The following is a 26,797-nucleotide window of genomic DNA, read 5'->3' as shown; positions in this document are numbered from 1 at the left end:
GACCGTGCCAGACGAGCTGGCAGCGCAGGGATAGATCGGCGAGGGTCAGCGTATCCTTCCGCATGCCATGACCGAGGCCGTGATCACCGAAGGCTCGACCGAGCCGATTCTAGTTACTTTCGCCGGCATTGTCCGGACTCTACGGGATTCGTTCTTAATCGAATTGACCCGAGCTGACTCCAGAACGCAATTACATAACGGAACTTCAACCAAGTGTTTGATTTTAAAGAACATTTTCAATTAATTGACATTAGCCGAATCAGACCAATTACATAAGAAACTAGGCGTACCAAGGGACGTATTTCGCGTTACGGTTTGCCTGATCTTCGGTAAGCGGCCGTATCAAGCCTTGATCAATCGTGTCCCGAATTACGATGGAAGCCTGCGGGTACTGCTTATCCCTCAACCCGAGGCGCAATCTAAAGCTTGCATTCGTCATGTAGTCATTCGACTCGTAGCGCAGGCAAGCGTGCTGGTAGCAAGCCCTTATGCGCGCTTCTTGGTCCATCTCGGCAAAACTTCCCGGACGAAACACGGCAACGACGGTCGATCCCTCGACTTCGCGAAACAACGGAGCCGGAAGTGCTTCGCGCTCAATAGCTTCTAGTGCCCGGTCAATTCCGCTTCCGCGCTGTTCGCAGAGCCCAATGCGTCGCATAATTCCGGAAAGCTTCTCGTTGCGAGACTTCGAGGGCGCGTCAATGAAGCGCATCGTGTCGATCAATGGGATACCAGGGTTGGTGATCTGAATTTTGTCCTTGAACACCTCAACGACGGGCGCCCCTGGCTGCGTGAAGTCCTGGTGTATGAGCGCGTTTGCGATCAACTCTCGGGCAGCAATATCGGGGATTGGAAATCTGTTTTGCCTCACGCCGTCGACCATCACCTCTTCATGCGGCATCCGGGTCATGACGTGCTGCAACAAACGAGAGAAGCCGATCGCGTATCCAAGTTGCCCAGTGACATCGCCGACCGCGTCAACCTTCTTAGTTCGCTTATATTCGATAACACGTGGCGCTTTCGTTGCTACGCTCGGGATTTTCGACAGATTCTTTGCTGCTAACAGCGCGAACAGATTAGTGACGTCGAAGCGACCCTGCATGTTGTCGCGAATGAGCCCAAGCTTTGCTAGCTGTTCAATCATCGCCACGGGCTTGAGCGCCCGGCTTCCGAGGAGGGATAGAAGCTCTCCGACAGCGAGATATTCAAAAATCTCTTCCGGCGTTGCATGATGAATGGCTATGCCATCTTCAAATGAGGCACTCGCAGTCGCCAACCAAAGTAGCCGTTCTCGTTCAGGGTAGTCAGTGAGCGGCTTGAGCACTGAGTCAATTCTGATGAAAGCTTCCTTCTTGAAGCGCACCGGGCGTTGAAACGCTGGATCGATTGCGATCAACTCTACACGCTTCCCGTCGCAATCAATGGTCACAAACTCCAGATTCAGATGCGGGTCCAACGATCTCGTGAGCCAATGCTCAAAGACCTCGTTACCAATTTTTTTTGCTTTGAGATCGACCGACGTGCCAACGATTTCGTGAGTGTCATCGGCGACGCCGTACACCAGATAAGCTCGCCGTTCTGCTGCTAAAATCGCGGAGTTGGAAAGGCCAGAAACGTAGCGGGCCACATCTTCTTCGTCAAAGCGATTGAGCTTAAACTCCACCCACGGCGTCTCGCGCGGCAGTCCGCAGAGTGATCGCAGGAGTCGGCGTGCATCGTTTATTTTCACTGTTCAGACCAAAAGCTCGAACGACACCACCCCGGGGCGCATCGACCGCCTTGGTCCAGGATGTGGCTTCGCGAAGTCTCGAATCCACCCACTCAATTTCTATGGTTCCAATCGGAGTGGCAACCGGCTTGGATGACTTTTGGGCGGTCTCCCAGTGCGGCTCCAGCTACCCGGAAACCGAGGCCCGTCTCTCGGATATCGCGCTCGGATGGATGGCCCAACGCACCGAATACCCTGCCGCACGGGACGACCTCGGACGGATACGTGATCAAGGTCGACGAGCGCTATCTGAAGCTCAATCAGGGTCCACTCGGCCCCAGCACGACGAGCGCGAGCCTGGATGGCTCGGCGGTCGGTTCAAATGGGCTGAAGGCTAACGGGAGATCCAGCCCGAGGCGATCTTGCATTCCAGCGTCCTCGGTTCGCAGCGGAAGCTGGCGTGCAGCACTACTACGAGGTCTGGCAATACCGGCCCAGGAACCTCAGCGGGCACCTCATGCTGACGGCCTATTACACCGCGTTGGCTCCGTCAGGGGAGCCCCATTAACGGCGCGTGATCCCGCTACGCAGCCGCCGCCGATAGACGCCGGCTTCCTCCTGATAATCTTCAAGGCTCGGACCCCACCTGCGTTGCCTCTTGCTGATCGGTCGACAACAATCGGGAAGATGGCCGACAACGTGCAGCCGCCGGTCAGCTCGTGCGCACCGTTACCGAGAACAGCCGCACCCTCAAGTTCGACAGCCATGGCTTTGAGAAGGAATAAGGGCTTCATGCGGAGAGGTGACAATGCCTGCCCGACAGGTCGCGATCACTAGCCGAACTCGTCATGCAGCGAGATCAACGATCGGGCCGGCTGAGACACGGCTTTAGCTTGGATCGTACACCGTCCTTGCTTTTTGAGAGAAAACCAACAATATTGACGCTATAGGCCATCCCACTGGGTCTTAGAGCCATCGGGGCTCGCGTAACGAGCGGGTATGCAATGCCCGCGCTGATCGCCGCAGATCTGCGGCACGCGAGCGATGGAGTCTGAGGTGCCGAGTAACTGCAAGTGGAGGCTGGCCTAATGTCCCGCGGCCCCCACAGAGTCCGAAAAAGCGATATTACGAAGGTGGTTGAGGCCACCGTCGCCGCCGGCGTTCGGGTGCGATCTGTTGAGATCGAGCCCGATGGGAAGATTGTTGTAATCGCTGACAACGCCGACGGGAGACCTTCAGTTCAAAATGAATGGGATCTCGTGAAATGAAGTGGAAGCTGCCGCCCAACGTGCATGGCTATGAGACTCAGCACGGCAAGTCGGTGTTCTACTATCGGCGTCCCGGACAGAAGAAGATCAGGCTGAAGGGGATGCCCGGCTCTGAGCAGTTCATGAACGACTACGAGGCCGCCAAATCGGGCGAGCCCACCATGATTCAGATTGGTGTAGGGCGGACGATACCTGGTACCGTGAACGCTGCGGTCGTTGGCTACTATCAGTCGGATGCATTCAAGGCGCTGGCGCCGACCACACGCAGCAACCGCCGAGCCATATTGGAGCGCTTCCGGGAAGATCATGGAAGCAAGCGCATCTGCTTGCTGCACTCGACCGCACTTCAGAATATCATTTCCGGCAAGACACCGTCGGCGCAGCTTAATTGGCGCAAAGCACTCCGCGGATTTCTCGATTACTGTCTCGCCAGCAGGCTGATCAAGGCGGATCCGTTGTCCGCGGTGAAGCTGCTGAAGGGTAAGTCGAGGGGCCATCACACGTGGGAAGTCGACGAGTGCGCTCAGTTTGAGCAGCACCATGCGCTCGGTACGCGGGCAAGGCTGGCCTATGAGCTATTGCTTCAGGCTGGCCAATCCCGATGCGACGTCGTTCGCATGGGGCGACAACATATCCGCAACGGTATGATGTCGATGCGGAGGCAAAAGACGGATGTCCCCTTCGATGTCACCGTGAGCCCGCGCCTCCAGGAGGCGATCGACGCCATGTCGGCGGACAAAAAGAACCTGACCTTTCTCGTGACGCACGTTGGCAAGCCCTTTACGGCCGCGGGATTCGGGAATTGGTTCCGCGAAATGTGCCGTGATGCCAAATTGCCGGACCGGTGCACTTCGCATGGTCTTCGAAAGGCGGCCGCGACCTATCTGGCGGAGCTCGGAGCGACGGACCACCAATTGATGTCTTGGTTTGGGTGGACATCGATTTCCCAGGCGCAGGTCTACACCAAGGCGGCAAACCGCAAGCGGATGGCTCATCAAGCGGGACAGCTCATACCGCGAACGGGCATTGGCTCACCCGTTAACCCGGTGAGCCAAAATGATGGCCAAGTCTTTGAAAAGACAGGAGCGAGAGAATGACGTGGCGATCCCAGCAGGACTCGAACCTGCAACCCGCGGAGTAGAAATCCGCTACTCTATCCAGTTGAGCTATGGGACCGTCTTGAGACCAGCCTTGCGCCGGCCTCGGCTACCGCCTGCCGGTCTTCTATCACGCCAAATATGAAAAATCCTCGCTCCCGCCAAGTCTGAACCGAACCGTTTTCCTCAACGCCGCGACCAAGCGGAACGGTGGGGTGTCAGGGTGCCGGGTTGAGCGGTAGCGGACTGGACGATGGATTACATCGCCGGGACCGCTGGCCAGCTTCCGGGACACGGCCGCCGGTCGACGGGTCAGGTATGGCTGCGCCATCAGGACGGCGTGCGCGGCGATATCTCGATCGGTCTCCTCAGGGCTTGCCTTGTCATGGCGAATGCGACGATTTGCACCTTTGGTTCCATCGCCTTGAGTCCGTCACCTTTCCGCGCATTTCATGCTCACGCGGCGTGCGCCGCGATTTCCGGGAGTCCATTATGATCGGTCTTGTTCGCGCCGTCACACTCTGCGCCACGCTGGCGCTCGGCCTTAGCGCAGCGCTGGCCGCCGACAAGGCGTTCAAGCGCGACGACCTCGCCGATTCCGCGATCAAGCTGGAGGCCCAGATCAAGAGCGAAGCGGGGCCGGTCGCCAAGACCAGCGCGACGCTGCGCACCGACGCCGACGCCGCCTTCCGGCGCAATGATTACCGCACCGGGCTGTCGGTGCTCGGCCAGATCGCCGCGACCACGCCGGAGGATACGGGCAACTGGCTGCGGCTCGCCAAGGTGATCTTCCAGATCTCGCCGAAAAGCTCGAGCGAGCAGACGTTTCTGCTGGAGCGGGCCTCGACCGCCGCCTACATCGCCTACCAGCGCGCCGGCAATCCGGGCGAGGAGGCGGATGCGCTCGCCGTGCTCGGCAAGTCGCTGGCCGAACGCAAGCTGTGGCGGCCGGCGCTCGATGCGCTGCGGCTGTCGCTCGACATGCGCGAGGTCGCCGACGTCCGCGGCCAATACGAGAAGATGCGCGACGAGCACGGCTTCCGGCTGCTCGACTATACCGTGGACTCGGATTCGGCGAGTCCGCGCGCCTGCTTCCAGTTCTCGGAAGAGCTGGCCAAGCGCACCGATTTCGCGCCTTATCTCGCGCTGGCGGGCCAGGACAAGCCGGCGCTGTCGGCCGAAGGCAAGCAGCTCTGCGTCGACGGGCTGAAGCACGGCGAGCGCTACAACATCAATCTGCGCGCCGGCCTGCCGTCCACCGTCAAGGAAGGCCTGCCGAAATCGGCCGAGTTCAACGTCTATGTCCGCGACCGCAAGCCGTTCGTGCGCTTCACCAGCCGTGCCTATGTGCTGCCGCGGACCGGCCAGCGCGGCATTCCCGTGGTCAGCGTCAACACGCCCGCGGTCAGCGTCAACGTCTTCCGGATCGGCGACCGCAACCTGATCAACACGGTGGTCGACAGCGATTTCCAGAAGACGCTGTCGAAATACCAGCTCGCCGATCTCGGCGGCGAGCGCGGCGTCAAGGTCTGGACCGGCGAGCTCGCGACCGCGATGACGCTGAACCAGGATGTCACGACCGCATTTCCGGTCGACCAGGCGCTCGGCGAGCTTCAGCCCGGCGTCTATGTGATGACCGCCGCGGCCAAGGGGCCGGGCTCGGAAGACGACTACCAGCTCGCCACCCAATGGTTCATCGTCTCAGACCTCGGGGTCACCGCCTATTCCGGCAATGACGGCATCCACGTCTTCATCAATTCGCTAGCTTCGACCGACCCGGTCGGCAAGGCCGAGGTGCGGCTGGTTGCCCGCAACAACGAGATTTTGGCGACCCGCAAGACGGACGACAGCGGCCATGTGCTGTTCGAGGCGGGGCTCGCGCGCGGCGAGGGCGGCCTGTCGCCGGCGATGCTTACGGTCACCGGCGAGAAGGCCGACTATGCTTTCCTGAGCCTGAAGACCTCGGCTTTCGACCTGTCCGACCGCGGCGTTTCGGGCCGGGCGGTGCCTGCGGGCGCCGACGCTTTCGTCTATGCCGAGCGCGGCGTCTATCGCTCCAGCGAGACCGTCTATCTCACCGCGCTCTTGCGCGACGGGCAGGGCAACGCCGTTGCCGGCGGGCCGCTGACGCTGGTGATCGAGCGCCCCGACGGCGTCGAATTCCGCCGCGCCGTGCTCGCCGACCAGGGCGCCGGCGGCCGTACGCTGTCCGTGCCGCTCAATTCGGCCGTCCCGACCGGGACCTGGCGGGTGCGCGCGTTCACCGATCCGAAGGGCTCATCGGTCGGCGAGACCACCTTCATGGTCGAGGACTACGTTCCGGACAGGATCGAATTCGACTTGTCCGCCAAGGACAAACTGATCAAAGCTAACGCTCCGGTGGAGCTCAAGGCGGACGGCCATTTCCTCTATGGCGCGCCGGCTTCGGGCCTCCAGCTCGAAGGCGACATGCTGGTCGCGCCCGCGAGCGAACGCCCGGGCTTTGCCGGCTACCAGTTCGGCGTCGCCGACGAGGAGACAACTTCGAACGAGCGCACACCGCTGGAGAACCTGCCGGAAGCCGACGCCAATGGCGTTGCCACCTTCCCGGTGACGCTGGACAAGCAGCCCGCCTCGACGCGCCCGCAGGAGGCGCAGATCTTCGTTCGCATGGTCGAGACCGGCGGCCGCGCCGTCGAGCGCAAGATCGTGCTGCCGGTCGCGCCCGCCAACGCCATGATCGGCATCAAGCCGCTGTTCGGTGACAAGAACGTCGCCGAGGGCGACAAGGCGGAGTTCGACGTCGTGTTCGTCTCGCCCGAGGGTGAGAGACTGCGCCGCGATGGCCTGCGCTACGAGCTCCTGAAGATGGAGTCGCGCTACCAGTGGTATCGCCAGAACAATTACTGGGAGTACGAGCCGGTCAAATCGACTTCGCGTGTTTCCGACGGCGACGTGACGGTCGCGGCCGACAAGCCGTCGCGGATCTCGCTCAGCCCGCAGCCCGGCCGCTACCGGCTCGATGTGAAGTCGAACGACGCCGACGGTCCGGTGACCTCGGTGCAGTTCGACGTCGGCTGGTATTCCGACGGCAGCGCCGATACGCCGGACCTGCTGGAGACCTCGATCGACAAGCCGCAATACGTCTCCGGCGACACCATGACGGTGTCCGTGAACGTCCGCAGCGCCGGCAAGCTCACCGTCAACGTGCTCGGCGACCGCCTGCTGACGACGCAGACCATCGACGTCAAGGAAGGTACGGCGCAGGTGAGGCTGCCGGTCGGGAAGGACTGGGGCACCGGCGCCTATGTGGTGGCGACGCTGCGCCGCCCGCTCGATGCGGCTGCGCAACGCATGCCGGGCCGGGCGATCGGCCTGAAATGGTTCGGCATCGACAAGCAGACCCGCACGCTCCAGGTGAAGCTGACGCCGCCGGCACTGGTCCGGCCGAATGCGATGTTGAAGATCCCGGTCAAGCTCGACGGGCTCAATCCGGGCGAGGACGCCAAGGTCGTCATATCAGCGGTCGATGTCGGCATCCTCAACCTGACCAATTACAAGCCGCCGGCGCCGGACGATTATTATCTCGGCCAGCGCCGCCTGAGCGCGGAGATCCGCGATCTCTATGGGCAACTGATCGACGGCATGTCGGGCACGCGCGGACAGATCAAGTCAGGTGGCGATGCCGGTGCCGGCGAATTGCAGGGCTCTCCGCCCGCGCAAAAGCCGCTCGCGCTCTACTCGGGCATCGTCACGGTCGCCGCCGACGGCACCGCCGAAGTGAGCTTCGATATCCCCGAGTTCGCCGGCACCGCGCGCGTGATGGCGGTGGCCTGGACTGCGACAAAGCTCGGCCGCGCCAACACGGATGTCGTGATCCGCGATCCCGTGGTGCTGACCACAACCTTGCCGCGCTTCCTGCTCAATGGCGACCACGGCACGGTCAACCTCGAGATCGACAATGTCGAGGGCCAGGCCGGCGACTACGTCATCAACGTGAAGACCGGCGGTCCGGTGAAGATGACCGGCAATCCCGCAACCACGGTCAAGCTCGCCGCCAAGCAGCGCAACGCGTTTACGCTCGCAATCGACGCGACGGCGGCGGGGCAGGCGACGCTCGACGTCGACATCAAGGGACCGAACGGCCTTGCGCTGGCGCGTCACTATGCGCTCGACGTCAAGGCGGCGACGCAGGTGCTGGCGCGGCGTTCGATCCGGACGCTGGCGAAGGGTGAAAGCCTGACGCTAACCTCGGATATGTTCTCCGATCTCGTCCCGGGCACCGGCAGCGTCTCGGTTTCGGCCAGCCTGTCGACGGCGCTCGACGCCGCAACGATCCTAAAGGCGCTCGACCGCTACCCTTATGGCTGCTCCGAACAGATCACGAGCCGTGCCTTGCCGTTGCTCTATGTCAACGAGCTCGCTGCCGGCGCGCATCTGGCCATGGACACCGAGGTCGACCAGCGCATCCGCGATGCGATCGAGCGGCTGCTGGCGCGCCAGGGCTCCAACGGCTCCTTCGGCCTGTGGTCGGCCGGAGGCGACGACGCCTGGCTCGACGCCTACGTGACGGACTTCCTCACCCGCGCCCGCGAAAAGGGCTTTGCGGTGCCGGACGTGCTGTTCAAGAACGCGCTCGACCGCATCCGCAATTCGGTCGTGAACGGCAACGAGCCCGACAAGGACGGCGGGCGCGATCTCGCCTACGGCCTCTACGTGCTCGCACGCAATGGCGTGGCGCCGATCGGCGATCTCCGCTATCTCGCCGACACCAAGCTCTCCAACCTCGCGACGCCGATCGCGAAGTCGCAGCTTGCGGCGGCACTGGCGTTGGTCGGCGACCGCAACCGCGCGGAGCGGGTCTACGGTGCCGCGCTCGACGGCCTCGCGCCGAAGCCGGTGCTGGAGTTCGGCCGCACCGACTACGGCTCGCAGCTGCGCGATGCCGCAGCGCTGGTCTCGCTCGCCAGCGAAGGCAACGCGCCGAAGGCGACGCTGACGCAGGCGGTGTCGCGGGTCGAAGTCGCGCGAGGGCTGACGCCCTACACCTCGACGCAGGAGAATGCGTGGCTGGTACTGGCGGCGCGCGCGCTCGCCAAGGAGAACCTGTCGATGGACGTCGACGGCCAGCCGGTCAAGACCGCGCTGTACCGCAGCTACAAGGCCGTGACGCTGGAGGGCAAGCCACTGAAGATCACCAACACCGGCGATGCGCCGGTGCAGGCGGTGGTCTCGGTGTCGGGCTCGCCGGTCACGCCGGAGCCGGCTGCATCGAACGGCTTCAAGATCGAGCGCAATTATTTCACGCTCGACGGCAAGCCCGCCGACATCAGCAAGGTCAAGCAGAACCAGCGTTTCGCCGTGGTGCTGAAGATCACCGAGGCGAAGCCCGAGTACGGCCACATCATGGTGTCCGACTATCTGCCCGCGGGCCTCGAGATCGACAATCCGAAGCTGGTGTCGTCGGGCGACAGCGGCACGCTGGACTGGATCGAGGACGGCGAGGAGCCCGAAAATACCGAGTTCCGTGACGACCGCTTCACGGCGGCGGTCGATCGTGCCTCGGACTCCAAGTCGGTCTTCACCGTCGCCTACGTCGTGCGCGCGGTCTCGCCCGGCAAATACGTGCTGCCGCAGGCCTATGTCGAGGACATGTACAATCCCTCGCGCTACGGCCGGACCGGGACGGGTAACGTCGAGGTGCGGGCGGCAAAGTGAGTGTTTGGAATGACTGACGCTCCGTACGGGCCACAAATTCCGTCGTCATGCCCGGGCAAAAGCGCGAAGCGCGTCTTCGCGCAGATGTCCCGGGCATCCACGGACCTTGTTGCCTCGACGAAGAACGTGGATGGCCGGGACAACCCCGGCCATGACGGAGCCAGGGGCAGGGGCTTTCGCGTCCTCTCCGCCTTCGCACTCACGCTCATCCTCGCCACCTGTGGCTTCGTCGCCTGGGTCTACTCGCTCGGCCCGCTGCCGCTCGACGAGGCGCGCCAGGTCTCCACCACGGTCGTCGATCGCAACGGAAAACTGCTGCGCGCTTATGCCATGGCCGACGGCCGCTGGCGGCTGCCGGTCGATGCCAAGGCCAACGTCGATCCGACCTATCTCAAGCTGCTGCTCGCCTATGAGGACCAGCGCTTCTACGCGCATAACGGTCTCGACCCGCTCGCTCTCGGGCGCGCCGCACTACAGCTCACCACGCGCGGCCACATCGTCTCGGGCGGTTCGACCATCAGCATGCAGCTTGCGCGCCTGATGGAGCCGCGGCGACAACGCTCGCTCTATGCCAAGCTGCGCCAGATCGTACGCGCGATCGAGATCGAGCGCAGCATGAGCAAGGACGAGATCCTGGACCTCTATCTCGCCCTGGCCCCCTACGGCGGCAATCTCGAAGGCATCCGCTCAGCCTCGATCGCCTATCTCGGCAAGGAGCCGAAGCGGCTCTCGCTGGCCGAGGCCGCGCTGCTGGTGGCGCTGCCGCAATCGCCGGAGACGCGCCGGCTCGATCGTTATCCCGAGGCCGCACGCAAGGCGCGCGACCGCGTGCTGGACCGCATGGTCGAGGAGCATGTGGTCAGCCTTGAGGACGCGAAGCAGGCCAAGGCCGTGCCCGTGCCAAAACTGCGCAAGCCGATGCCGATCCTCGCGCCGCATGCCTCCGACACGGCGCTGTCGACGGTCAAGGATACGCCGGTCATCAAGCTGACGCTCGATGCCAATCTGCAGAAGGTGCTGGAGCCGCTGGCGCGCGACCGCGCCATTGCGCTCGGGCCCAACATCTCGGTCGGCATCATCGTGGTCGACAATGAGAGCGGCGACGTGCTCGCCCGCGTCGGTTCGGCCGATTATTTCGACGAGAGCCGGGCGGGGCAAGTCGACATGACCCGCGCCGTCCGCTCGCCGGGCTCGACGCTAAAACCCTTCATCTACGGGCTCGCCTTCGAGGACGGCTTCGTCCACCCCGACAGCTTGATCGACGACCGGCCCGTCCGCTTCGGCTCCTACGCGCCGGAAAATTTCGACATGACGTTCCAGGGCACGGTGCCGGTGAAGAAGGCGCTGCAATTGTCGCTGAACGTGCCGGCGATCGTGCTGCTCGACCGCGTCGGCGCGAGCCGGCTGTCGTCGCGGCTGCGGCAGGCCGGCGTGAATCTGGTCCTGCCCAAGGACGAGGCACCGGGGCTCGCGATGGGACTCGGCGGCGTCGGTGTGACACTGCAGGACCTCACCCAGCTCTATACGGGTTTCGCCCGGCTCGGCACCACCATGCCGTTGCGCGACCTCATGACCGGCCGAGATGATCGAGAACCGCTGCGGCTGCTGGATCAGGTCGCGGCCTGGCAGGTCGGCAACGTGCTTCTGGGAACGCCGCCGCCCGAAAACGCCGTCCACAACCGCATCGCGTTCAAGACCGGCACCTCCTACGGCTATCGCGACGCCTGGTCGGTCGGTTTCGACGGCCGCATGACCATCGGCATCTGGGTCGGCCGGCCCGACGGCGCGCCGGTTCCCGGCCTGATCGGCCGCGTGGCCGCAGCCCCAATCCTGTTCGACGCCTTCGCCCGCACCGGCAAGACGCTGGTTCCGTTGCCGAAGCCGCCAAAGGGAACCCTGGTCGCCAGCAACGCCAAGTTGCCATTGCCGCTGAAGCGGTTCCGCCCGGTCGGGGACCTGATGCGGACCGGCAGCGAGCAGGCGCTGCACATCCAGTTCCCGCTGAACGGCTCGCGGATCGATGTCGACCGCTCCGGCGGCGAGGGGAGTGCGGCCATGCCGGTGAAAGTCGCCGGCGGCGTCCTTCCCATGACCGTCATGGTTAACGGAGCGTCACTCGGCGAGATCGACGGGCGCCGCCAGCGCCTGATCGATCCGCCCGGTCCGGGCTTTGCGCGGCTGACCGTGATCGACGCCACTGGCGCCGCGGACACAGTTGTCGTTCGAATTCAATGACCCCGCCTTAACCGGTTGTCGGAATGACGGTTTCAGCGTAAGCGGAACCAATGGCCGAGACCTATCCCAGCCCCCGTTTTGGAGCCCCCCGCGAGCCGAAAGCGCCCGTAAATCCGGGCAGCCGGCTCGTGTCCATGCTCGACGTCGCCACGGCCAGCCACGCCCGCGCGGTCGGCTTCCTGCTGCTCTGCGCGCTGCTGCTATTCCTCCCGGGCTTCTTCACCATCCCGCCTGTTGACCGCGACGAGGCGCGGTTTGCGCAAGCGACCAAGCAGATGGTCGAGAGCGGCGATTATGTCGACATCCGATTCCAGGAAGACGTCCGCTACAAGAAGCCGGTCGGCATCTACTGGTTGCAATCGGCCGCGGTTGAAGCCGCGTCCGCGCTCAAGCTGCCGAAGGCCGAATTGCGGATCTGGGTGTACAGGCTGCCGTCGCTGATCGGCGCCATCGGCGCCGTGCTGATGACCTATTGGGCCGCGCTCGGCTTCGTCACGCGGCGCGCGGCGGTGCTTGCCGCGCTCCTGATGTGTGCCTCCGTGCTGCTCGGCGTCGAGGCACGGCTGGCGAAAACCGATGCGGTGCTGCTGTTCTGCGTGACCGCCGCGATGGGCGCGATGTCGCGCGCCTATCTGTCGTGGCAGCGCGCAGAGGATGAGACCCATCCGCCCTGGAGCTGGCCCGCGATCTTCTGGACCGCGCTCGCGGTCGGTATCCTGATCAAGGGTCCGCTGATCCTGATGCTCGCAGGCCTGACCATCGTCGCGCTCGCGATCCAGGACCGTGATGCCTCGTGGCTATGGAAGCTGCGTCCGCTCTGGGGCCTGATGTGGATGCTGGTGCTGGTGCTGCCCTGGTTCGTCGCGATCTTCTGGCGCGCCGGCGATGCCTTCTTCGCCGATTCCGTCGGCGGCGACATGCTGAGCAAAATCGGCGCCCAGGAATCCCATGGCGCGCCGCCTGGACTGTATCTGGCGCTGTTCTGGATCACATTCTGGCCGGGCGCGCCGCTTGCGGCGATGGCGGCGCCGGCGGTGTGGCGGGCCCGGCGCGAGCCCGGCGCGCAGTTCCTGCTGGCCTGGCTGATTCCATCCTGGATCGTGTTCGAGGCGGTGCTGACCAAGCTGCCGCATTACGTGCTGCCGCTGTATCCGGCGATCGCGATCCTCACCGTCGGTGCGCTGGAGCGCAACGTCCTGTCGCGCTCGTGGCTCGCGCGCGGCTCGGCCTGGTGGTTCGCGATTCCCGCTGCCGCCTCGATCATCGCCGTGGTCGGCGCGGTCATGCTGACGCGGCAACCGGCCTTCGTGGCCTGGCCGTTCATCGCGGCCTCGCTCATCTTCGGCCTGTTCGCGTGGTGGCTGTTCGACACCAATCGCGCCGAGCGCTCGCTGCTCAACGCACTGGTCGCAGCGCTGATGCTGGCGGTCGTGGTCTACGGCATCGTGCTGCCGTCGCTGACCCCGCTGTTTCCGAGCATCGAGATCGCGCGCGCGCTTCGCAACGTCACCTGCGTCGGGCCGAAGGCGGCCGCTGCCGGCTATCACGAGCCGAGCCTCGTGTTCCTGACGGGCACGCAGACGCTGCTGACCGACGGCTCGGGCGCGGCGGATTTCCTGCGGCAGGGGAGCTGTCGCTTCGCTCTGATCGAGCAGCGCTCGGAGCGCAGCTTCGTGCAGCGCGCCGAGGCGATCGGGCTGCGCTACAAGGTAGGTGCGCGCATCGACGGCTATAATTTCTCGCAAGGGCGCGCGATCTCGATCTCGATCTTCCGCTCGGAAGGCACTGAGTAGGATGCCGGCACCAGCCGACATCGCGCCGCGCCCGGGCTATCCCGCGCAATTGCTCGCGGTTTCGGGCCGTGCCCTGGCGCAGCTCGTTCGTACGCCTTCGCATTCGCGCCGCGCCGAAGCCGCGCGAAATCTGGCGCGGCATTCGCTGTGGCTCAGCGCCGCCGGTGCGGCCTTGATCATCGTGCTGATGCTCGCGTTCGATCAGACCGAGATCCAGCTGATGCCGGCGCGCGGCACGCCGAGCCTGTGGCCGATCCGCATCCTCACCGATTTCGGCAAGGACGAGTATGTGCTCTCCGTGCTCGGGGGGACGCTGGTGGTCCTGGCGCTCGTTGCAGCGGGATTGCACGACACCCGTCGCGGATTGCTGCTCGGCCTTGGCACGCGGCTGCAGTTCTTGTTTCTGTCTGTCGCCCTGTCCGTGTTCGTTGCCGAGATCCTCAAATATCTCATCGGTCGCGGACGTCCGTTCGTGGGCGGCAAGGCCGATCCGTTCAACTTCATCCCGTTCGAGGGAACAGGGGCTTATGCCAGCCTGCCGTCGGGTCATGCGGTGACGGCGTTCGCGCTGGCGTTTGCGGTCTCGGCGCTGTGGCCGCGCCTGCGCGTGTTCATGTTCACTTACGCAATCGTGATCCTGCTGACCCGGCTGGTGCTGCTCGCGCATCATCCGAGCGACGTCGTCGCCGGCGCTCTGGTCGGCATGGTCGGCGCCATGGCGGTGCGCTACTGGTTCGCGGCCCGGAGGCTCGGCTTTGCCATCCGCGCCGACGGCACCATTGTGCCTCTTGCAGGGGCGGTCTCGGGCCGCCTCAAAAGGGTTGCCCACGGGGCATCCGCCCCATAAAAGCGACTGCCTGCCGGGGTCGCCGGTTCCTCAGGTCGCAGGCCAATTCCAACCACGAGCTTTCGATTTGTCGTCGTCCCAGCCTTCGGTTTCCATCGTCGTTCCCGTGCGCAACGAAGCCGACAACATCGCGCCGCTGATCGAGGAGATCGGCGCGGCGCTGGACGGCCGCTGGGCCTATGAAATCATCTACGTCAATGACGGCTCGACGGACGCGACCGGCGAACGGCTCGGCGCGATGATGCAACAGCGGGACAATCTCCGGCAGCTTCGCCATGCCAGATCAGGCGGCCAGTCGGCAGCAGTGCGCAGTGGCGTGCGCGCAGCACGTGGCGCGATCGTGGCGACGCTCGACGGCGACGGGCAGAACAATCCCGGCTTCCTGCCGGATCTGATCACGGCGGTCGAGAAGGGGGCGGGGCGCGTCGGTCTCGCGGCCGGTCAGCGTGTCGGACGCAAGGACACCGGCTTCAAGAAATTCCAGTCGCGGGTGGCGAACGGCGTCCGCAATGCGATCCTGAAGGATGGAACGCGCGATACCGGTTGCGGCCTGAAGGCGTTCCGGCGCGACGTGTTCCTGATGATGCCCTATTTTGATGGTCTGCATCGCTTCCTGCCGGCGCTGGTGCGCCGCGAGGGCTACGACATCGCCTATGTCGACGTGATCGACCGGCCGCGCCATTCCGGCGTGTCAAACTATGGTTTCTTCGACCGGCTGTGGATCGGCATCATGGATCTCGTCGGCGTATGGTGGCTGATCCGCCGCAAGAAGCCGACACCAGACGTGACTGAGGTGAAGGCATGATCATCCAATACGGTCAGGCGTTGAATAACTATCTCTACGACGTCTTCGTCGCCAAGTTCGATTTCTGGCTGGCGTTCGGCCTCGTCGCGCAGCTGTTCTTCACCGCGCGCTTCCTGGTGCAGTGGATCGCGAGCGAGCGGGCCGGCAACAGCGTGGTGCCGATGGCGTTCTGGTTCTGCTCGATGGGCGGCGGCCTGATGACGCTGGTCTACGGCGTCGTGAAGCGCGAGCCCGTCATCATCCTCGGACAGGCGCTCGCGACCATCATCTACATCCGCAACATCATGTTGATCATCAAGAACCGCAGCCGCGCCTCGAAGACGCTGGATCGCTGAGACGCGCCGCTAGCGCGGCAACGCCGACGCCGCGCCGGAGGCGGGCAGGGCGGTATCCGCCTCGCTCCTGCGATAAGGCTCACCGGCGGCATCGAGCACCGGATAGGCGACCGAGCAGATATGCGAGTGGATGCGGCGCAGGTCGCGCAGCACATCGAGATGCAGCGAGGTGGTCTCGATGGTCTCGGGGCGGCCCTCGCGCAGGCGGTCGAGATGACGCTCGACGGCGGCGAGCTCGGTGTTCTTTAGCGTTGTCTTCTCCACCAGCAGCTTGCGCGCTTCGTTGGCATCGCCCGACATGAAGACGCCGAAGGCGATCCGCAGCGAGTCCATCGTGCGCTTGTGGAAGGCGGCGAGCTCCTCGGCGCCCTCGGCCGAGAACTGGAAGCGCCGCTTGATCTTCTTGGTCGCGAGCTCGCTCAGGCTCTTGTCGATGATGTCGCCGATATGCTCGAGGTTGATGGCGAAGGAGATGATCTCCATCGCGCGCCGCCCCTCGCTCTCGTCGAGGCTGCCCCGCATCAGCTTCGTCACGTAGAGCTTGACGGCTTCGTCAAGGCTGTCGACGACATTGTCCATCTTCGTGACCTGGTCGACCAGCGCGCGGTCGCCGGTCATCATCGCCGCCATCACCTTGCGCAGCATGACCTCGACCAGATCGCCCATGCGCAAGGTCTCGCGCGCGGCGTCGGCGAGCGCCAGCGACGGCGTCTCCAGCGCGCTCTCGTCGAGATAGCGCGGCCGGGCCGGATCGTCTTCCCGGACGCGATCGGGCAGCAGCCGGGTCAGGAGCCGGGACATGATGTCGAGCAGGCCGATGAAGATGACGGCGGTGCCCACGTTGAAGGCGATGTGGAAGGCCGCCGTCATCCTGGCGAGATCGGGCTGCCAGGCGTGCATGTGCTCGGCGATCCCATTCAGGAACGGCAGCACCAACGCGATCCCGATCACGCGGTTGGCGAGATTGCCGAGCGGCAGGCGGTAGCTCGCGGGATCGTCGCGCCGGGCGCCCTCGAACACGGGATTGATGGCGCTGCCGAGATTGGCCCCCAACACCAGCGCGAGGGCCGCATAAGGCGTGATGAACTGCGAATAGGCCAGCGACATGATCAGCAGCACGCTGGCGACGCTCGAATGCACCGCCCAGGTGACGAGCGCGGCGATGACGATGCAGAGCACGGGATCGCCCGTGATCGCGGACATCATGACACGAACACCCGGCGCGTTCTCGGCCGGAGCCAGCGTGTCGAGCAGGATGTGCAGCGACAGCAGCATCAAGCCGAGGCCTATGAAGACGCGCCCGATATCCTTGATCCGCGACCGTGGGCCGGAGCGGAAGGCGACGAGCCCGAGCACGAACAGGACAGGCGCAACGGCTGCGATGTTGAACGACAGCACCTGCACGATCAGCGTCGTGCCGACGTTGGCTCCCAGCATGATGGCGAGCGCGGCAGTGAGGCTGACGAGGCCCTCTGCCGCGAATGAGCTGGTGATCAGCGCCGTCGCCGTGCTGCTCTGGAGCAGCGCGGTGAGGCCGAGCCCGGCGGCGAACGCGTTGAATCGGTTGCCGAGCGCCTTGCCGAGCAGCCGCCGCAGGTCCGGGCCGAAGGCGCGCAGAATCCCGCTGTGGACCATGTGCAGGCCCCACAGCAACAGCGCCACGCCGCCCATCAGATCGAGCAGAACCAACGTTCCCATGCTCCGCGTCCGGATTGGAGTCGATTGGTGAGGCTAGCGCCAAACGTCAGCGGTTCAACCCCTTTGTTCGCACATCCGCGCTAACGTTTGCGGCGGCTGCGCGTTCCCGCGGCGCGCGTTTTGCGCGTCCGCCGGCGCGATTGCCGCGTCCCGAGGCGCGATGCCTTGTGAGCAGGCTCACATTGCCGCCTTGAGGGCAGCGAAGCCGCGATCGAGATCGGACTTGAGATCGTCGACGCTTTCGAGGCCGATGTGAAGACGCAGGGTCGGGCCGCCCGGCGACCACTTGGTCGCGGTGCGATAGGCGTCGCAATCGAAGGGAATCACGAGGCTCTCGAAGCCGCCCCAGGAGAAGCCCATGCCGAACAGCTTGAGCGTGTCGAGCATGGTGTCGACGGCCTTCTGCGGCGCCGGCTTCAACACGATGCTGAACAGGCCCGACGCGCCGGTGAAATCGCGCTTCCAGATCGCATGGCCGGGATCGGTTTCGAGCGCCGGATGCAGCACGCGCGCGACCTCGGGTCGGGCCGCGAGCCAGCGCGCCACGTCGAGCCCCGAGCGATGATGCTGCGCCAATCGTACCGACAGCGTGCGCAGGCCGCGCAGCGCGAGGAAGACGTCATCGGGGCCGGCGCAGACGCCGAGCAGGCGGATGCCTTCGGCGATCTGCGGCCACGCCTTGGCGTTGGCCGAGATGGTGCCGAACATGATGTCGGAATGGCCGCCGATATATTTGGTGGCGGCCTGCATGCTGATGTCGACGCCCTGGTCGAGCGAGCGATGATAGAGCGGCGTCGCCCAGGTGTTGTCGTCGATGACGAGCGCATCGCGCGCATGCGCGACCTCGGCGATGGCGCGGACATCAGGCATCTCGAACGACTGCGAGCCCGGCGCCTCCACCAGCACCGCGCGGGTGTTCGGCTTGAACAGCTTGTCGATGCCCGCGCCGATCAGCGGATCGAAGTAGGTGGTCTCGATGCCAAGGCGCGCGAGCATGCCGTTGCAGAAATTGCGCGAGGGCCGATAGACGTTGTCGCAGACGAGCAGATGGTCGCCGGTCTTCAGCACCGAGAGCAGGGTGGTGGAGATCGCCGACAGGCCTGACGGCACGATGCCGACGCCGGCGCATTGCGGCCCCTCCAGTGCCATCAGCGTCTCCTGGAACGCCCTGGTGGTGGGGGTGCCGTGGCGGCCGTACTGGAACTCGCCGCGATGGGCGTGCAGGTCCTCGGCGGTCGGATAGAGCACGGTCGAACCGTGAAACACCGGCGGATTGACGAACCCCTTCTGCGCCTTGGTGTCGCGGCCGGAGGTCACCAGCCGGGTCTCGGCGTGCTGTTGGGAGGGGTGCGAGGAATCCATGCGTCTGCTTTCAAAACCGCGTTTCCACCGGGCGCGCCGCGCCCGCGGGCCGGCCGAAGGCCGCTGCCGTTAATAACAGAACACAGAAGAGTCCCGTCAACCCCTTGACCCGGCTCGCCAGTCGTTCTGAGATGCGTGGGTGCTATTCAGTCGCCGCATGTTGAGGGGCTGCCGCGACCTTCGATCCATCGTCTGACCGGACCTTGCGTCACAGCCATAATGGCGGGCGCCTGCGGCGGGGATTAAGGTATGGCCTCCCGGGATGGGCGAGTGTTCGGCAAGGTTTTCCAGCATGACTCTTGCAAGGCTAGTCCTGATGCGGCTAGCCCTCGCGGAGACGATCCCAAAGACGACATTCCTGACCTTGAGACGACTTTGAAAGGCCTTCAGCCCATGAAACGCGTAACCCTGGCTCTCACTCTCGCTCTCGCCGCCGGCCTCTCCGCCCAGGCCGCCGATGCGCAAACGCTCAAGACCGTCAAGGACCGGGGCATGCTGTCCTGCGGCGTCAGCCAGGGTCTGCCCGGCTTCTCCTCGCCCGACGACAAGGGCAACTGGACCGGGCTTGACGTCGACCTCTGCCGCGCGATCGCCGGGGCGATCTTCAACGATGCGACCAAGGTCAAGTACGTGCCGTTGTCCGCCAAGGACCGTTTCACGGCGCTGCAATCCGGCGAAATCGACGTGCTCTCGCGCAACACCACCTGGACCATCTCGCGCGACACCTCGCTCGGCGCCAACTTCACCGGCGTCACCTATTATGACGGGCAGGGCTTCATGGTGAAGAAGTCGCTCAAGGTGAATTCGGCGCTCGAGCTTAACAGCGCCTCGGTCTGCGTCCAGACCGGCACCACCACCGAGCAGAACCTCGCCGACTACTTCAAGGCCAACAACATGAAGTACGAGGTGATCGCGTTCGGCACCAACGATGAAACCGTCAAGGCCTATGAAGCCGGGCGCTGCGACGTCTTCACCACCGACCAGTCGGGCCTGTACGCCAACCGCCTCAAGCTTGCCAATCCCAACGACCATATGGTGCTCCCCGAAATCATCTCGAAGGAGCCGCTCGGGCCGATGGTGCGCCACGGCGACGACCAGTGGTTCGACATCGTGAAATGGACGCTGTTCGCCCTGGTTACCACCGAAGAGCTCGGCGTGACCTCGAAGAACGTCGACGAGAAGGCGAAACTGGAAAATCCGGAGCTGAAGCGCGTGCTCGGCAGCGACGGCAATTTCGGCGAACAGCTCGGCCTGACCAAGGACTGGGTGGTGCGGATCGTGAAGGCCGTCGGCAATTACGGCGAGGTGTTCGACCGCAACGTCGGCGCCGGTTCGCCGCTCGCCATCAACCGAGGCCTCAACAATCTCTGGAACAAGGGCGGTCTCCAGTACGCGCCGCCGATCCGCTGATCCCGCCTGATCCGCGGCGATGAGCACCGAGGCTCGAAAACCGCCGGCCCAGATCGCGCTGAAGATCAGGCGCGTTCTGGGCGGCAAGGCGGGCTGGAACGGCGTCGCCGTCCAGTTTGCCTTCGCGGCGATCCTGGGCTGGATTGGCTATGAGATCGTCTCCAACGCCCGGGCCAACCTCGAAAACCAGCACATTGCCGCCGGCTTCGGCTTCCTCCGGAACAATGCCGGCTTCGACGTCAACCAGACCCTGATCTCCTACACCGGCTCGGACACATTCCTGCGCGTGTTCGTGGTCGGGCTTTTGAACACGCTCGTGGTCTCGGTGGTGGGCATCTTCTTCGCCACCGTGATCGGCTTCATCGTCGCGCTGTGCCGGCTGTCGCCCAACTGGCTGTTGTCGCGCGTCGGCGAGATCTATGTCGAGATCATCCGCAATTTGCCGCTGCTGTTCCAGATCCTGTTCTGGTACCTGGCGGTGCTCGCGGCCTTGCCAAATCCGCGGCAGAGCATCTCGCTGCTCGGCTTGGCCTTCATCAGCAATCGCGGCCTCGTCATTCCGCGCCCGATCGGCGAGAGCGGCTTCGAGGCGTTCCTCGCGGTGCTGGCGTTCGGCATCGTGGCGTCGCTGGCCTTGCGCATCTACGCACGGCGAGCGTTGTTTCAGCGGGGGCAGATGATCCGGATCTGGCCCTATGTGCTGGGCCTGCTGTTCGGCCTGCCGCTTGCCACCATGCTGGTATCCGGTGTGCCCTTCACCTTCGAGGTGCCGCAGCTCAAGGGCTTCAATTTCGCCGGCGGCTCGCGGATCATCCCGGAATTCGTGGCGCTGACGCTGGCGCTGTCGACCTACACCGCCGCCTTCATCGCCGAGATCGTGCGCGCCGGCATCCTGTCCGTGCACAGGGGGCAGATGGAGGCGGGATCCTCCCTCGGCCTTAGCCGCGGCACCACGCTCCGCCTGATCGTCGTGCCGCAGGCGATGCGCGTCATCGTGCCGCCGCTGACCAACCAGTACCTCAATCTCACCAAGAATTCCTCGCTCGCGGTCGCGATCGGCTATCCTGACCTGGTGTCGGTGTTCGCCGGCACGTCGCTGAGCCAGACCGGGCAGGCGATCGAGATCATTGCCATGACGATGGGCGTCTACCTCCTGATCTCGCTGCTCACGAGCGCCATCATGAGCGTGTACGGTTGGCGCGTCAGCCGGAGCCTCGGCGCATGAGCGACATCACCTCGTCCGCCTACGTCCGCCGGGACCTGCTCACCGAGCGTCCCGCGCCGGTGAAGACCACGGGCTTCATTGGCCTCGTGCGCACCCGCCTGTTCAATTCGCCGACCAACATCCTGCTCACGATCGTCGGCGCCTTGCTGCTCTGGTTCACCATCGTTCCCTCCGTCAGGTTCCTGATGGTTGATGCGGTCTGGACCGGCAAGGATCGCACGGCGTGCCTGACCGAGAATGCCGGCTTTACGGTCGGCGCCTGCTGGCCCTACATCCAGGCCAAGCTGCCGCAACTGATCTACGGCTTCTATCCCGAGGCCGAGCGTTGGCGGGTCAATCTCTCGCTGATCCTGGCGGCGGCTCTGCTGCTGCCGCTGCTGATTCCGCGCCTGCCGGCGAAAGGACTGAACGCAAGTCTCTTCTTCTTCGCTTTTCCCGTGGTGGCGTTCTTTCTGCTGCACGGCGGCGGCATCACCGGGTTCGGCCTGAGCTGGACGGCCGGCCTGTTGCAATTGTTCGATGACAGCATCATCGGCGCCGGGCAGGCTCTGCTCAGTCTCGGCAAGACCTCGGCCATCGCACCGCTCTTCTGGGTTGCCGGCAATCTCATCGTGCTGGTCGGCAGCGCGATCTACTGGCTGATCTTTCCGCTGACCTGGCTGCGTGACCAGTTCCAGGGAACGGGCCAGTCGGTCTGGGCCGATTTCGCCATCACGGCGGCGATCGTCTCCCTGATCGCCTTCGTTCTCGGTGGCGGCGTTCGCACCGGCGGCCGGGCTCTGACATCCAGCATCGCCACCTTCATGGCCATCGCGGTCGTGATCAAGCTGATGGGGCTCGATCACGGCGGCCTGCCGGTCGTGACCACCAATTTGTGGGGCGGGCTTCTGGTAACGCTGGTGGTCTCCGTGACCGGCATCGTCACCTCGCTGCCGATCGGCATCGCGCTGGCGCTCGGCCGCCGCTCGACCATTCCGCTGATCCGGATCTTCTCGATCGCCTTCATCGAGTTCTGGCGCGGCGTGCCGCTGATCACCGTGCTGTTTTTCGCGACCTACATGCTGCCTTTGTTCCTGCCGGGCAATTTCACGGTCGACGGTCTGGTGCGCGCGCTGATCGGCATTTCGCTGTTCACCGGTGCCTATCAGGCCGAGAACGTCCGCGGCGGGTTGGCCGCGATCCCGCGCGGGCAGGGCGAAGCGGCAGCCGCTCTGGGCCTGTCCTGGTGGAAGACGACCTCGCTGATCGTGCTGCCGCAGGCGCTGCGCCACGTCATTCCGAACCTCGTCAACAGCTTCATCTCGCTGTTCAAGGACACGTCGCTGGTCTCGATCGTGGCGCTGTTCGACCTGCTGGGCTCGCTCCGGGCGTCGTTCTCGGATCCGAAATGGTCGACGCCGTCGACCGCGTTCACCGGCTTTGCCTTCGCCGGGATCATCTACTTCATCTTCTGCTTTGGAATGTCGCGCTACTCGCTCTTCGTCGAGCACCGCCTCAACGCCCACCGTCGCAACTGATCGAGGTCATCATGTCCGACCCCATCGTCAAGATTTCCGGCCTCAACAAATGGTACGGCGAGTTCCACGTACTGCGCGACATCGACCTCGCGGTCGAAAAGGGCGAGCGCATCGTGATCTGTGGCCCCTCGGGCTCGGGCAAGTCGACGTTGATCCGCTGCATCAACGCGCTCGAGGAATTCCAGGAGGGCGAGATCGTCGTCGACGGCATCGAGCTCGGGCCGAACCTCAAGCACGTCGATGCGGTCCGCCGCGAGGTCGGCATGGTGTTCCAGAGCTTCAACCTGTTCCCGCATCTGACCGTCCTGGAGAACTGCACGCTGGCGCCGATCTGGGTGCGCAACATCCCGAAGAGGGACGCCGAGGTCAACGCGATGAAATTCCTGGAGCGGGTCAAGATCCCGCACCAGGCCAACAAGTTTCCCGGACAGATGTCCGGCGGCCAGCAGCAGCGCGTCGCGATCGCACGCGCGCTGACGATGAACCCCAAGGTGATGCTGTTCGACGAGCCGACCTCGGCGCTCGACCCCGAAATGGTCAAGGAAGTGCTCGACACCATGGTCGACCTCGCCGAGGAGGGCATGACCATGCTGGTTGTCACCCACGAAATGGGCTTCGCCCGCGAGGTCGCCAACCGCGTCGTGTTCATGGATGCGGGCCAGATCATCGAGGCCAATACGCCGAACGAGTTCTTCGCCGCTCCCCAGCACGCGCGGACGAAGCTGTTTTTGAGCCAGATCTTGCGGTGAAGCGGGCTGCCGAGGGTGGGCAAAGGCGCGTCGCGCCGTGCCCACCATCCCTCGGCGATCGCGGCAGGCGTGGTGGGCACGCTTCGCTTTGCCCACCCTACGGCTGCGGCACTGCGGCTTGCTCAACTTGAGCCGGACTTCGTAATCCGGGCGGCCGCGACCCTCCCGGCCTAGACGAACGGCGGCTTGATGTTGCTGCGCTTCTCCAGCCATTCCGGCACCGGCAGGTTCTTGGCGCGCATGAAGTCGGCATTGAACAGCTTCGACTGATAGCGGCTGCCGGAATCGCAGAGCACGGTGACGATCGTCTTGCCGGGCCCGAGCTGTTTCGCAAGTCGTATTGCGCCGGCGATGTTGATGCCGGTGGAACCGCCGAGGCACAGGCCTTCGTGCTGGAGCAGCTCGTAAATCACCGTGACGGCTTCCGCATCGGGAACAAGATAGGCGTCATCCACCTTCGCGCTCTCGACGATTGCGGTCGCACGGTTGAGGCCGATACCTTCCGTGATCGAGCCGCCCGGCGTCGCTTTGGCGTCGCCGCTCCGGAAATACTCGAACATGCCGGCGCCATGCGGATCGGCGCAGGCGATCCGGACGTCCTTGTTCTTCTCTTTCAGATAGCGGCTGACGCCGGCGAGCGTGCCGCCGCTGCCGACCGAGCAGACGAAGCCGTCGACCTTGCCGCCGGTCTGCTCCCAGATCTCGGGACCCGTCGACTCGTAGTGCGCCTTCGCATTGTCGAGGTTATTCCACTGGTCGGCGAACAGCACGCCATTGGGCTCGGTCTTGCGCAGTTCGTCGGCGAGCCGGCGGCCGACATGCTGATAATTGTTGGGATTGGCATAGGGCAGGGCTGGCACCTCGATCAGCTCGGCGCCGCACAGCTTCAGAAAATCCTTCTTCTCCTGGCTCTGCGTCTCCGGGATCACGATCAGCGTGCGGTAGCCGCGCGCGCTCGCCACGACCGCGAGGCCGATTCCGGTGTTGCCGGCCGTCGCCTCCACCACGAGACCGCCCGGCTTGAGCTCGCCGCGCTTCTCGGCCTCCAGGATCATCCATTTGCCGGCGCGGTCCTTCACCGACTGGCCCGGATTCATGAACTCGGCCTTGCCCAGAATGGTGCATCCGGTCAGTTCGGAGGCGCGCTTGAGCTTGATGAGCGGGGTGTTGCCGATGGCTTCGACAACGTCATTTTTGATGGTCATGTCAGGCAATTACCGGCTGGTTCACAAGGTGGGCGCGACCCTAAAGTAGGGTGGCGGGGCTTACAAGCGACCCTTGCAAGCGACCTTGCAAGCGATCTTGCAAGCCGCCCCCGCAAACCCTTATTGCTGCTTTGCGAAGATGACTTGCCGGACGTCGATATTCCCGGACAGGAATCCGGCCTCGCAATAGGACAGGTAATACTCCCACAGCCGCCGGAACCGGTCGTCGAAGCCGAGCGGCACGAGGCCCGGCCAGGCCGTCTGGAAGTTATTCCGCCAGGTGGCCAGCGTCTTGGCATAATCTTGCCCGAAGATGCGCTCGCGGATGACGGGCAAGCCGAACCTGTCGCCGAGCGACTTGAGCACGGCGGGCGAGGGCAGCATGCCGCCGGGAAAGACGTAGTGCTGGATGAAGTCCACCTCGCGCCGGTAGCCCTGGAACAGCCTGTCCTGAATTGTGATCGCCTGGATGCCGGCAAGGCCGCCGGGCAGCAGCCGGTCCCGCAGCTGGGCGAAATATTTTGGCCAGAACTGCTCGCCGACGGCTTCGATCATCTCGATCGAGGCGATGCGGTCGTAGCGGTCGCGTTCGTCGCGATAATCCTGAAGACGGATCTCGACCTTCTCGGCAAGGCCCGCCTCGTGAATGCGCTTCTGCGCAAAATCGCGCTGCTCGGTCGAGATCGTGAGGCCCACCACGCGCGTGCCGAAGGTCTTTGCGGCGAACTCGGCGAAGCCGCCCCAGCCGCAGCCGATCTCGAGCAGCGTCTGGCCCGGCTTCAGGTCGAGCGCCTCGGCGAGCCGGCGGTATTTGTTGGTCTGGGCTGTCGTGAGATCGGAGGTGCTCTCCTCGAACAGCGCCGAGGAATAGGTCATGCCGGGATCGAGCCAGGCCGAATAGAACGCATTGCCGATGTCGTAATGGGCGTGGATGTTGCGCCGCGCCTGACGGCGGGTGTTGCGGTTGAACCAGTGCTGCAGCAGCTGGACGAACCGCATCAGCGGCTTGTCGTTCAGCATGGCCTGGATCAGATCGTGATTGACGCAGAACAGGTAGAGGAATTGCGTCAGGTCCGGCGTATCCCAGTCGCCGGCGAGATAGGCCTCCGCGATGCCGATGTCGCCGCCGTTAACGAGGCGCGAAGCGAAGCCGTAATTGTGCAGCCGCATCGCGGCATTCGGGCCCGGCTCCTGGCCGCCGAGGCGGATCACGCGTCCGTCGGGCAGGGTGACGTCGAGCGTTCCTCGCCGCAGCCGCGCGCCAAAACTGAGCGCGAGGCGAACGATGCGCGGCAGATCGGCGAGCACTGTGTCTATGGTGTCTGACGTCACCGAGATGGTATGCGACATCGGCGGATCCATCACCTGAACGGATACTGTCCGACCGCGAGCCAGGCGCCCCCATACGCCTCATATCGCTGGACCCGAGGGCGCCCCGCAAACGGTCAGCGTCGAATCATGCGCATGATATAGGTGCGCGTTGCGCCGGTCGCCAAGGTGCTGGCGGGGTACCTCCGGCAGTTCATCGCCGCCTGCATAGTGCAATTGCAGACCATCACCCGATCACAGCGCGCCGTGCGCTCACCCAAGGCCCGGGAAGCTGCGGTGCGCTGCGGCGCAGGTTTCGGTGGAGCGACTGCCGGGAGCGGGTGGCCCTGGCGTCGGCGTGGCGGCAATTGTCACATGAAATCTTGGTAAGCTTGAATGCGCCTCGGAGCGAGGTTGGAATACAAAAAAGCCCTGTGACACAGGCGCATTTTGTATTTGCGTGAGTTCGACATCGACGCATTCGGGGCCGTATTTCGCAGGTGCGGGACTGTCCCCCTGTTCCGCACCCCGCTAGTAT

The 26,797-nt window shown here is 64.3% G+C and carries 17 protein-coding genes and 1 tRNA gene; 12 read left to right on the top strand and 6 right to left on the bottom strand.

Annotation, left to right across the window (positions count from 1 at the left end):
• Positions 1-280: 280 nt before the first annotated feature.
• Positions 281-1,663: an ATP-binding protein gene (locus OWC48_RS06925; protein WP_282519294.1), complete on the bottom strand. Its 1,383-nt coding sequence runs from the start codon at positions 1,661-1,663 to the stop codon at positions 281-283.
• Between the two features lie 1,309 nt (positions 1,664-2,972).
• Here OWC48_RS06925 and OWC48_RS06920 point away from each other — a divergent pair.
• Entirely contained in the window at positions 2,973-4,073 is a 1,101-nt protein-coding gene (locus OWC48_RS06920; RefSeq protein ID WP_282519293.1) for a tyrosine-type recombinase/integrase, read from the top strand.
• Positions 4,074-4,075: 2 nt separating this feature from the next.
• On the opposite strand, the gene OWC48_RS06915 is transcribed toward OWC48_RS06920, so the two are convergent.
• Positions 4,076-4,152 (bottom strand) — tRNA-Arg (locus OWC48_RS06915).
• A 174-nt stretch (positions 4,153-4,326) separates the two neighbouring features.
• Here OWC48_RS06915 and OWC48_RS06910 point away from each other — a divergent pair.
• The 7 genes from OWC48_RS06910 to OWC48_RS06880 all read left to right on the top strand — a co-directional run bounded on the left by OWC48_RS06910 (position 4,327) and on the right by OWC48_RS06880 (position 15,785).
• A complete protein-coding gene (locus tag OWC48_RS06910) occupies positions 4,327-4,569 on the top strand; it encodes a hypothetical protein (protein WP_282519292.1) in 243 nt (80 codons plus the stop codon).
• A complete protein-coding gene (locus OWC48_RS06905) occupies positions 4,566-9,770 on the top strand; it encodes an alpha-2-macroglobulin (RefSeq protein WP_282519291.1) in 5,205 nt (1,734 codons plus the stop codon). Before OWC48_RS06910 ends, OWC48_RS06905 begins: the two co-directional genes overlap by 4 nt.
• A gap of 84 nt (positions 9,771-9,854) precedes the next feature.
• Entirely contained in the window at positions 9,855-12,005 is a 2,151-nt protein-coding gene (gene pbpC / locus OWC48_RS06900; protein ID WP_282519586.1) for a penicillin-binding protein 1C, read from the top strand.
• A 50-nt stretch (positions 12,006-12,055) separates the two neighbouring features.
• Positions 12,056-13,798 (top strand): glycosyltransferase family 39 protein, encoded by a 1,743-nt coding sequence (locus OWC48_RS06895; RefSeq protein ID WP_282519290.1) that lies wholly within the window; start codon positions 12,056-12,058, stop codon positions 13,796-13,798.
• A gap of 1 nt (position 13,799) precedes the next feature.
• Positions 13,800-14,645, top strand: a complete 846-nt coding sequence (locus OWC48_RS06890) for a phosphatase PAP2 family protein (RefSeq protein WP_282519289.1) — start codon at positions 13,800-13,802, stop codon at positions 14,643-14,645.
• A gap of 67 nt (positions 14,646-14,712) precedes the next feature.
• Positions 14,713-15,450 (top strand): glycosyltransferase family 2 protein, encoded by a 738-nt coding sequence (locus tag OWC48_RS06885; protein WP_282519288.1) that lies wholly within the window; start codon positions 14,713-14,715, stop codon positions 15,448-15,450.
• On the top strand, positions 15,447-15,785 hold the full coding sequence (locus OWC48_RS06880) for a lipid-A-disaccharide synthase N-terminal domain-containing protein (RefSeq protein WP_282519287.1): 339 nt from the start codon (positions 15,447-15,449) through the stop codon (positions 15,783-15,785). The genes OWC48_RS06885 and OWC48_RS06880 overlap by 4 nt, the downstream gene beginning before the upstream one ends.
• Positions 15,786-15,794: 9 nt before the next feature.
• Here the strand turns inward: OWC48_RS06880 and OWC48_RS06875 are convergent, their stop codons facing one another.
• Together OWC48_RS06875 and metC are read right to left on the bottom strand one after the other, a co-directional pair.
• Entirely contained in the window at positions 15,795-17,483 is a 1,689-nt protein-coding gene (locus OWC48_RS06875; RefSeq protein ID WP_282519286.1) for a Na/Pi cotransporter family protein, read from the bottom strand.
• 177 nt (positions 17,484-17,660) lie between these two features.
• On the bottom strand, positions 17,661-18,845 hold the full coding sequence (gene metC / locus OWC48_RS06870) for a cystathionine beta-lyase (protein WP_282519285.1): 1,185 nt from the start codon (positions 18,843-18,845) through the stop codon (positions 17,661-17,663).
• A 393-nt stretch (positions 18,846-19,238) separates the two neighbouring features.
• On the opposite strand from metC, the gene OWC48_RS06865 reads away from it, so the two are divergent.
• The 4 genes from OWC48_RS06865 to OWC48_RS06850 are packed head-to-tail and all read left to right on the top strand — an operon-like array spanning position 19,239 to position 23,746.
• Positions 19,239-20,255 (top strand): amino acid ABC transporter substrate-binding protein, encoded by a 1,017-nt coding sequence (locus tag OWC48_RS06865; RefSeq protein WP_282519284.1) that lies wholly within the window; start codon positions 19,239-19,241, stop codon positions 20,253-20,255.
• 19 nt (positions 20,256-20,274) lie between these two features.
• Positions 20,275-21,480 carry an amino acid ABC transporter permease gene (locus tag OWC48_RS06860; RefSeq protein WP_282519283.1) on the top strand — a complete coding sequence of 402 codons (1,206 nt, stop codon included), beginning with the start codon at positions 20,275-20,277 and terminating at the stop codon, positions 21,478-21,480.
• On the top strand, positions 21,477-22,997 hold the full coding sequence (locus OWC48_RS06855) for an amino acid ABC transporter permease (RefSeq protein ID WP_282519282.1): 1,521 nt from the start codon (positions 21,477-21,479) through the stop codon (positions 22,995-22,997). The genes OWC48_RS06860 and OWC48_RS06855 overlap by 4 nt, the downstream gene beginning before the upstream one ends.
• Before the next feature lie 11 nt (positions 22,998-23,008).
• Positions 23,009-23,746 (top strand): amino acid ABC transporter ATP-binding protein, encoded by a 738-nt coding sequence (locus tag OWC48_RS06850; RefSeq protein ID WP_282519281.1) that lies wholly within the window; start codon positions 23,009-23,011, stop codon positions 23,744-23,746.
• Between the two features lie 170 nt (positions 23,747-23,916).
• On the opposite strand, the gene OWC48_RS06845 is transcribed toward OWC48_RS06850, so the two are convergent.
• Together OWC48_RS06845 and OWC48_RS06840 are read right to left on the bottom strand one after the other, a co-directional pair.
• The gene (locus OWC48_RS06845; RefSeq protein WP_028161359.1) at positions 23,917-24,951 is read right to left on the bottom strand and encodes a cysteine synthase A; all 1,035 of its coding nucleotides are present in this window, start codon (positions 24,949-24,951) and stop codon (positions 23,917-23,919) included.
• A gap of 120 nt (positions 24,952-25,071) precedes the next feature.
• Positions 25,072-26,301, bottom strand: a complete 1,230-nt coding sequence (locus OWC48_RS06840) for a cyclopropane-fatty-acyl-phospholipid synthase family protein (RefSeq protein ID WP_282519280.1) — start codon at positions 26,299-26,301, stop codon at positions 25,072-25,074.
• Positions 26,302-26,797 lie beyond the last annotated feature (496 nt).

It is taken from the genome of Bradyrhizobium sp. Arg816 (genome assembly GCF_029989365.1).
Taxonomy (GTDB): Bacteria; Pseudomonadota; Alphaproteobacteria; order Rhizobiales; family Xanthobacteraceae; genus Bradyrhizobium.
This window is presented reverse-complemented; position numbering and strand designations above follow the sequence as displayed.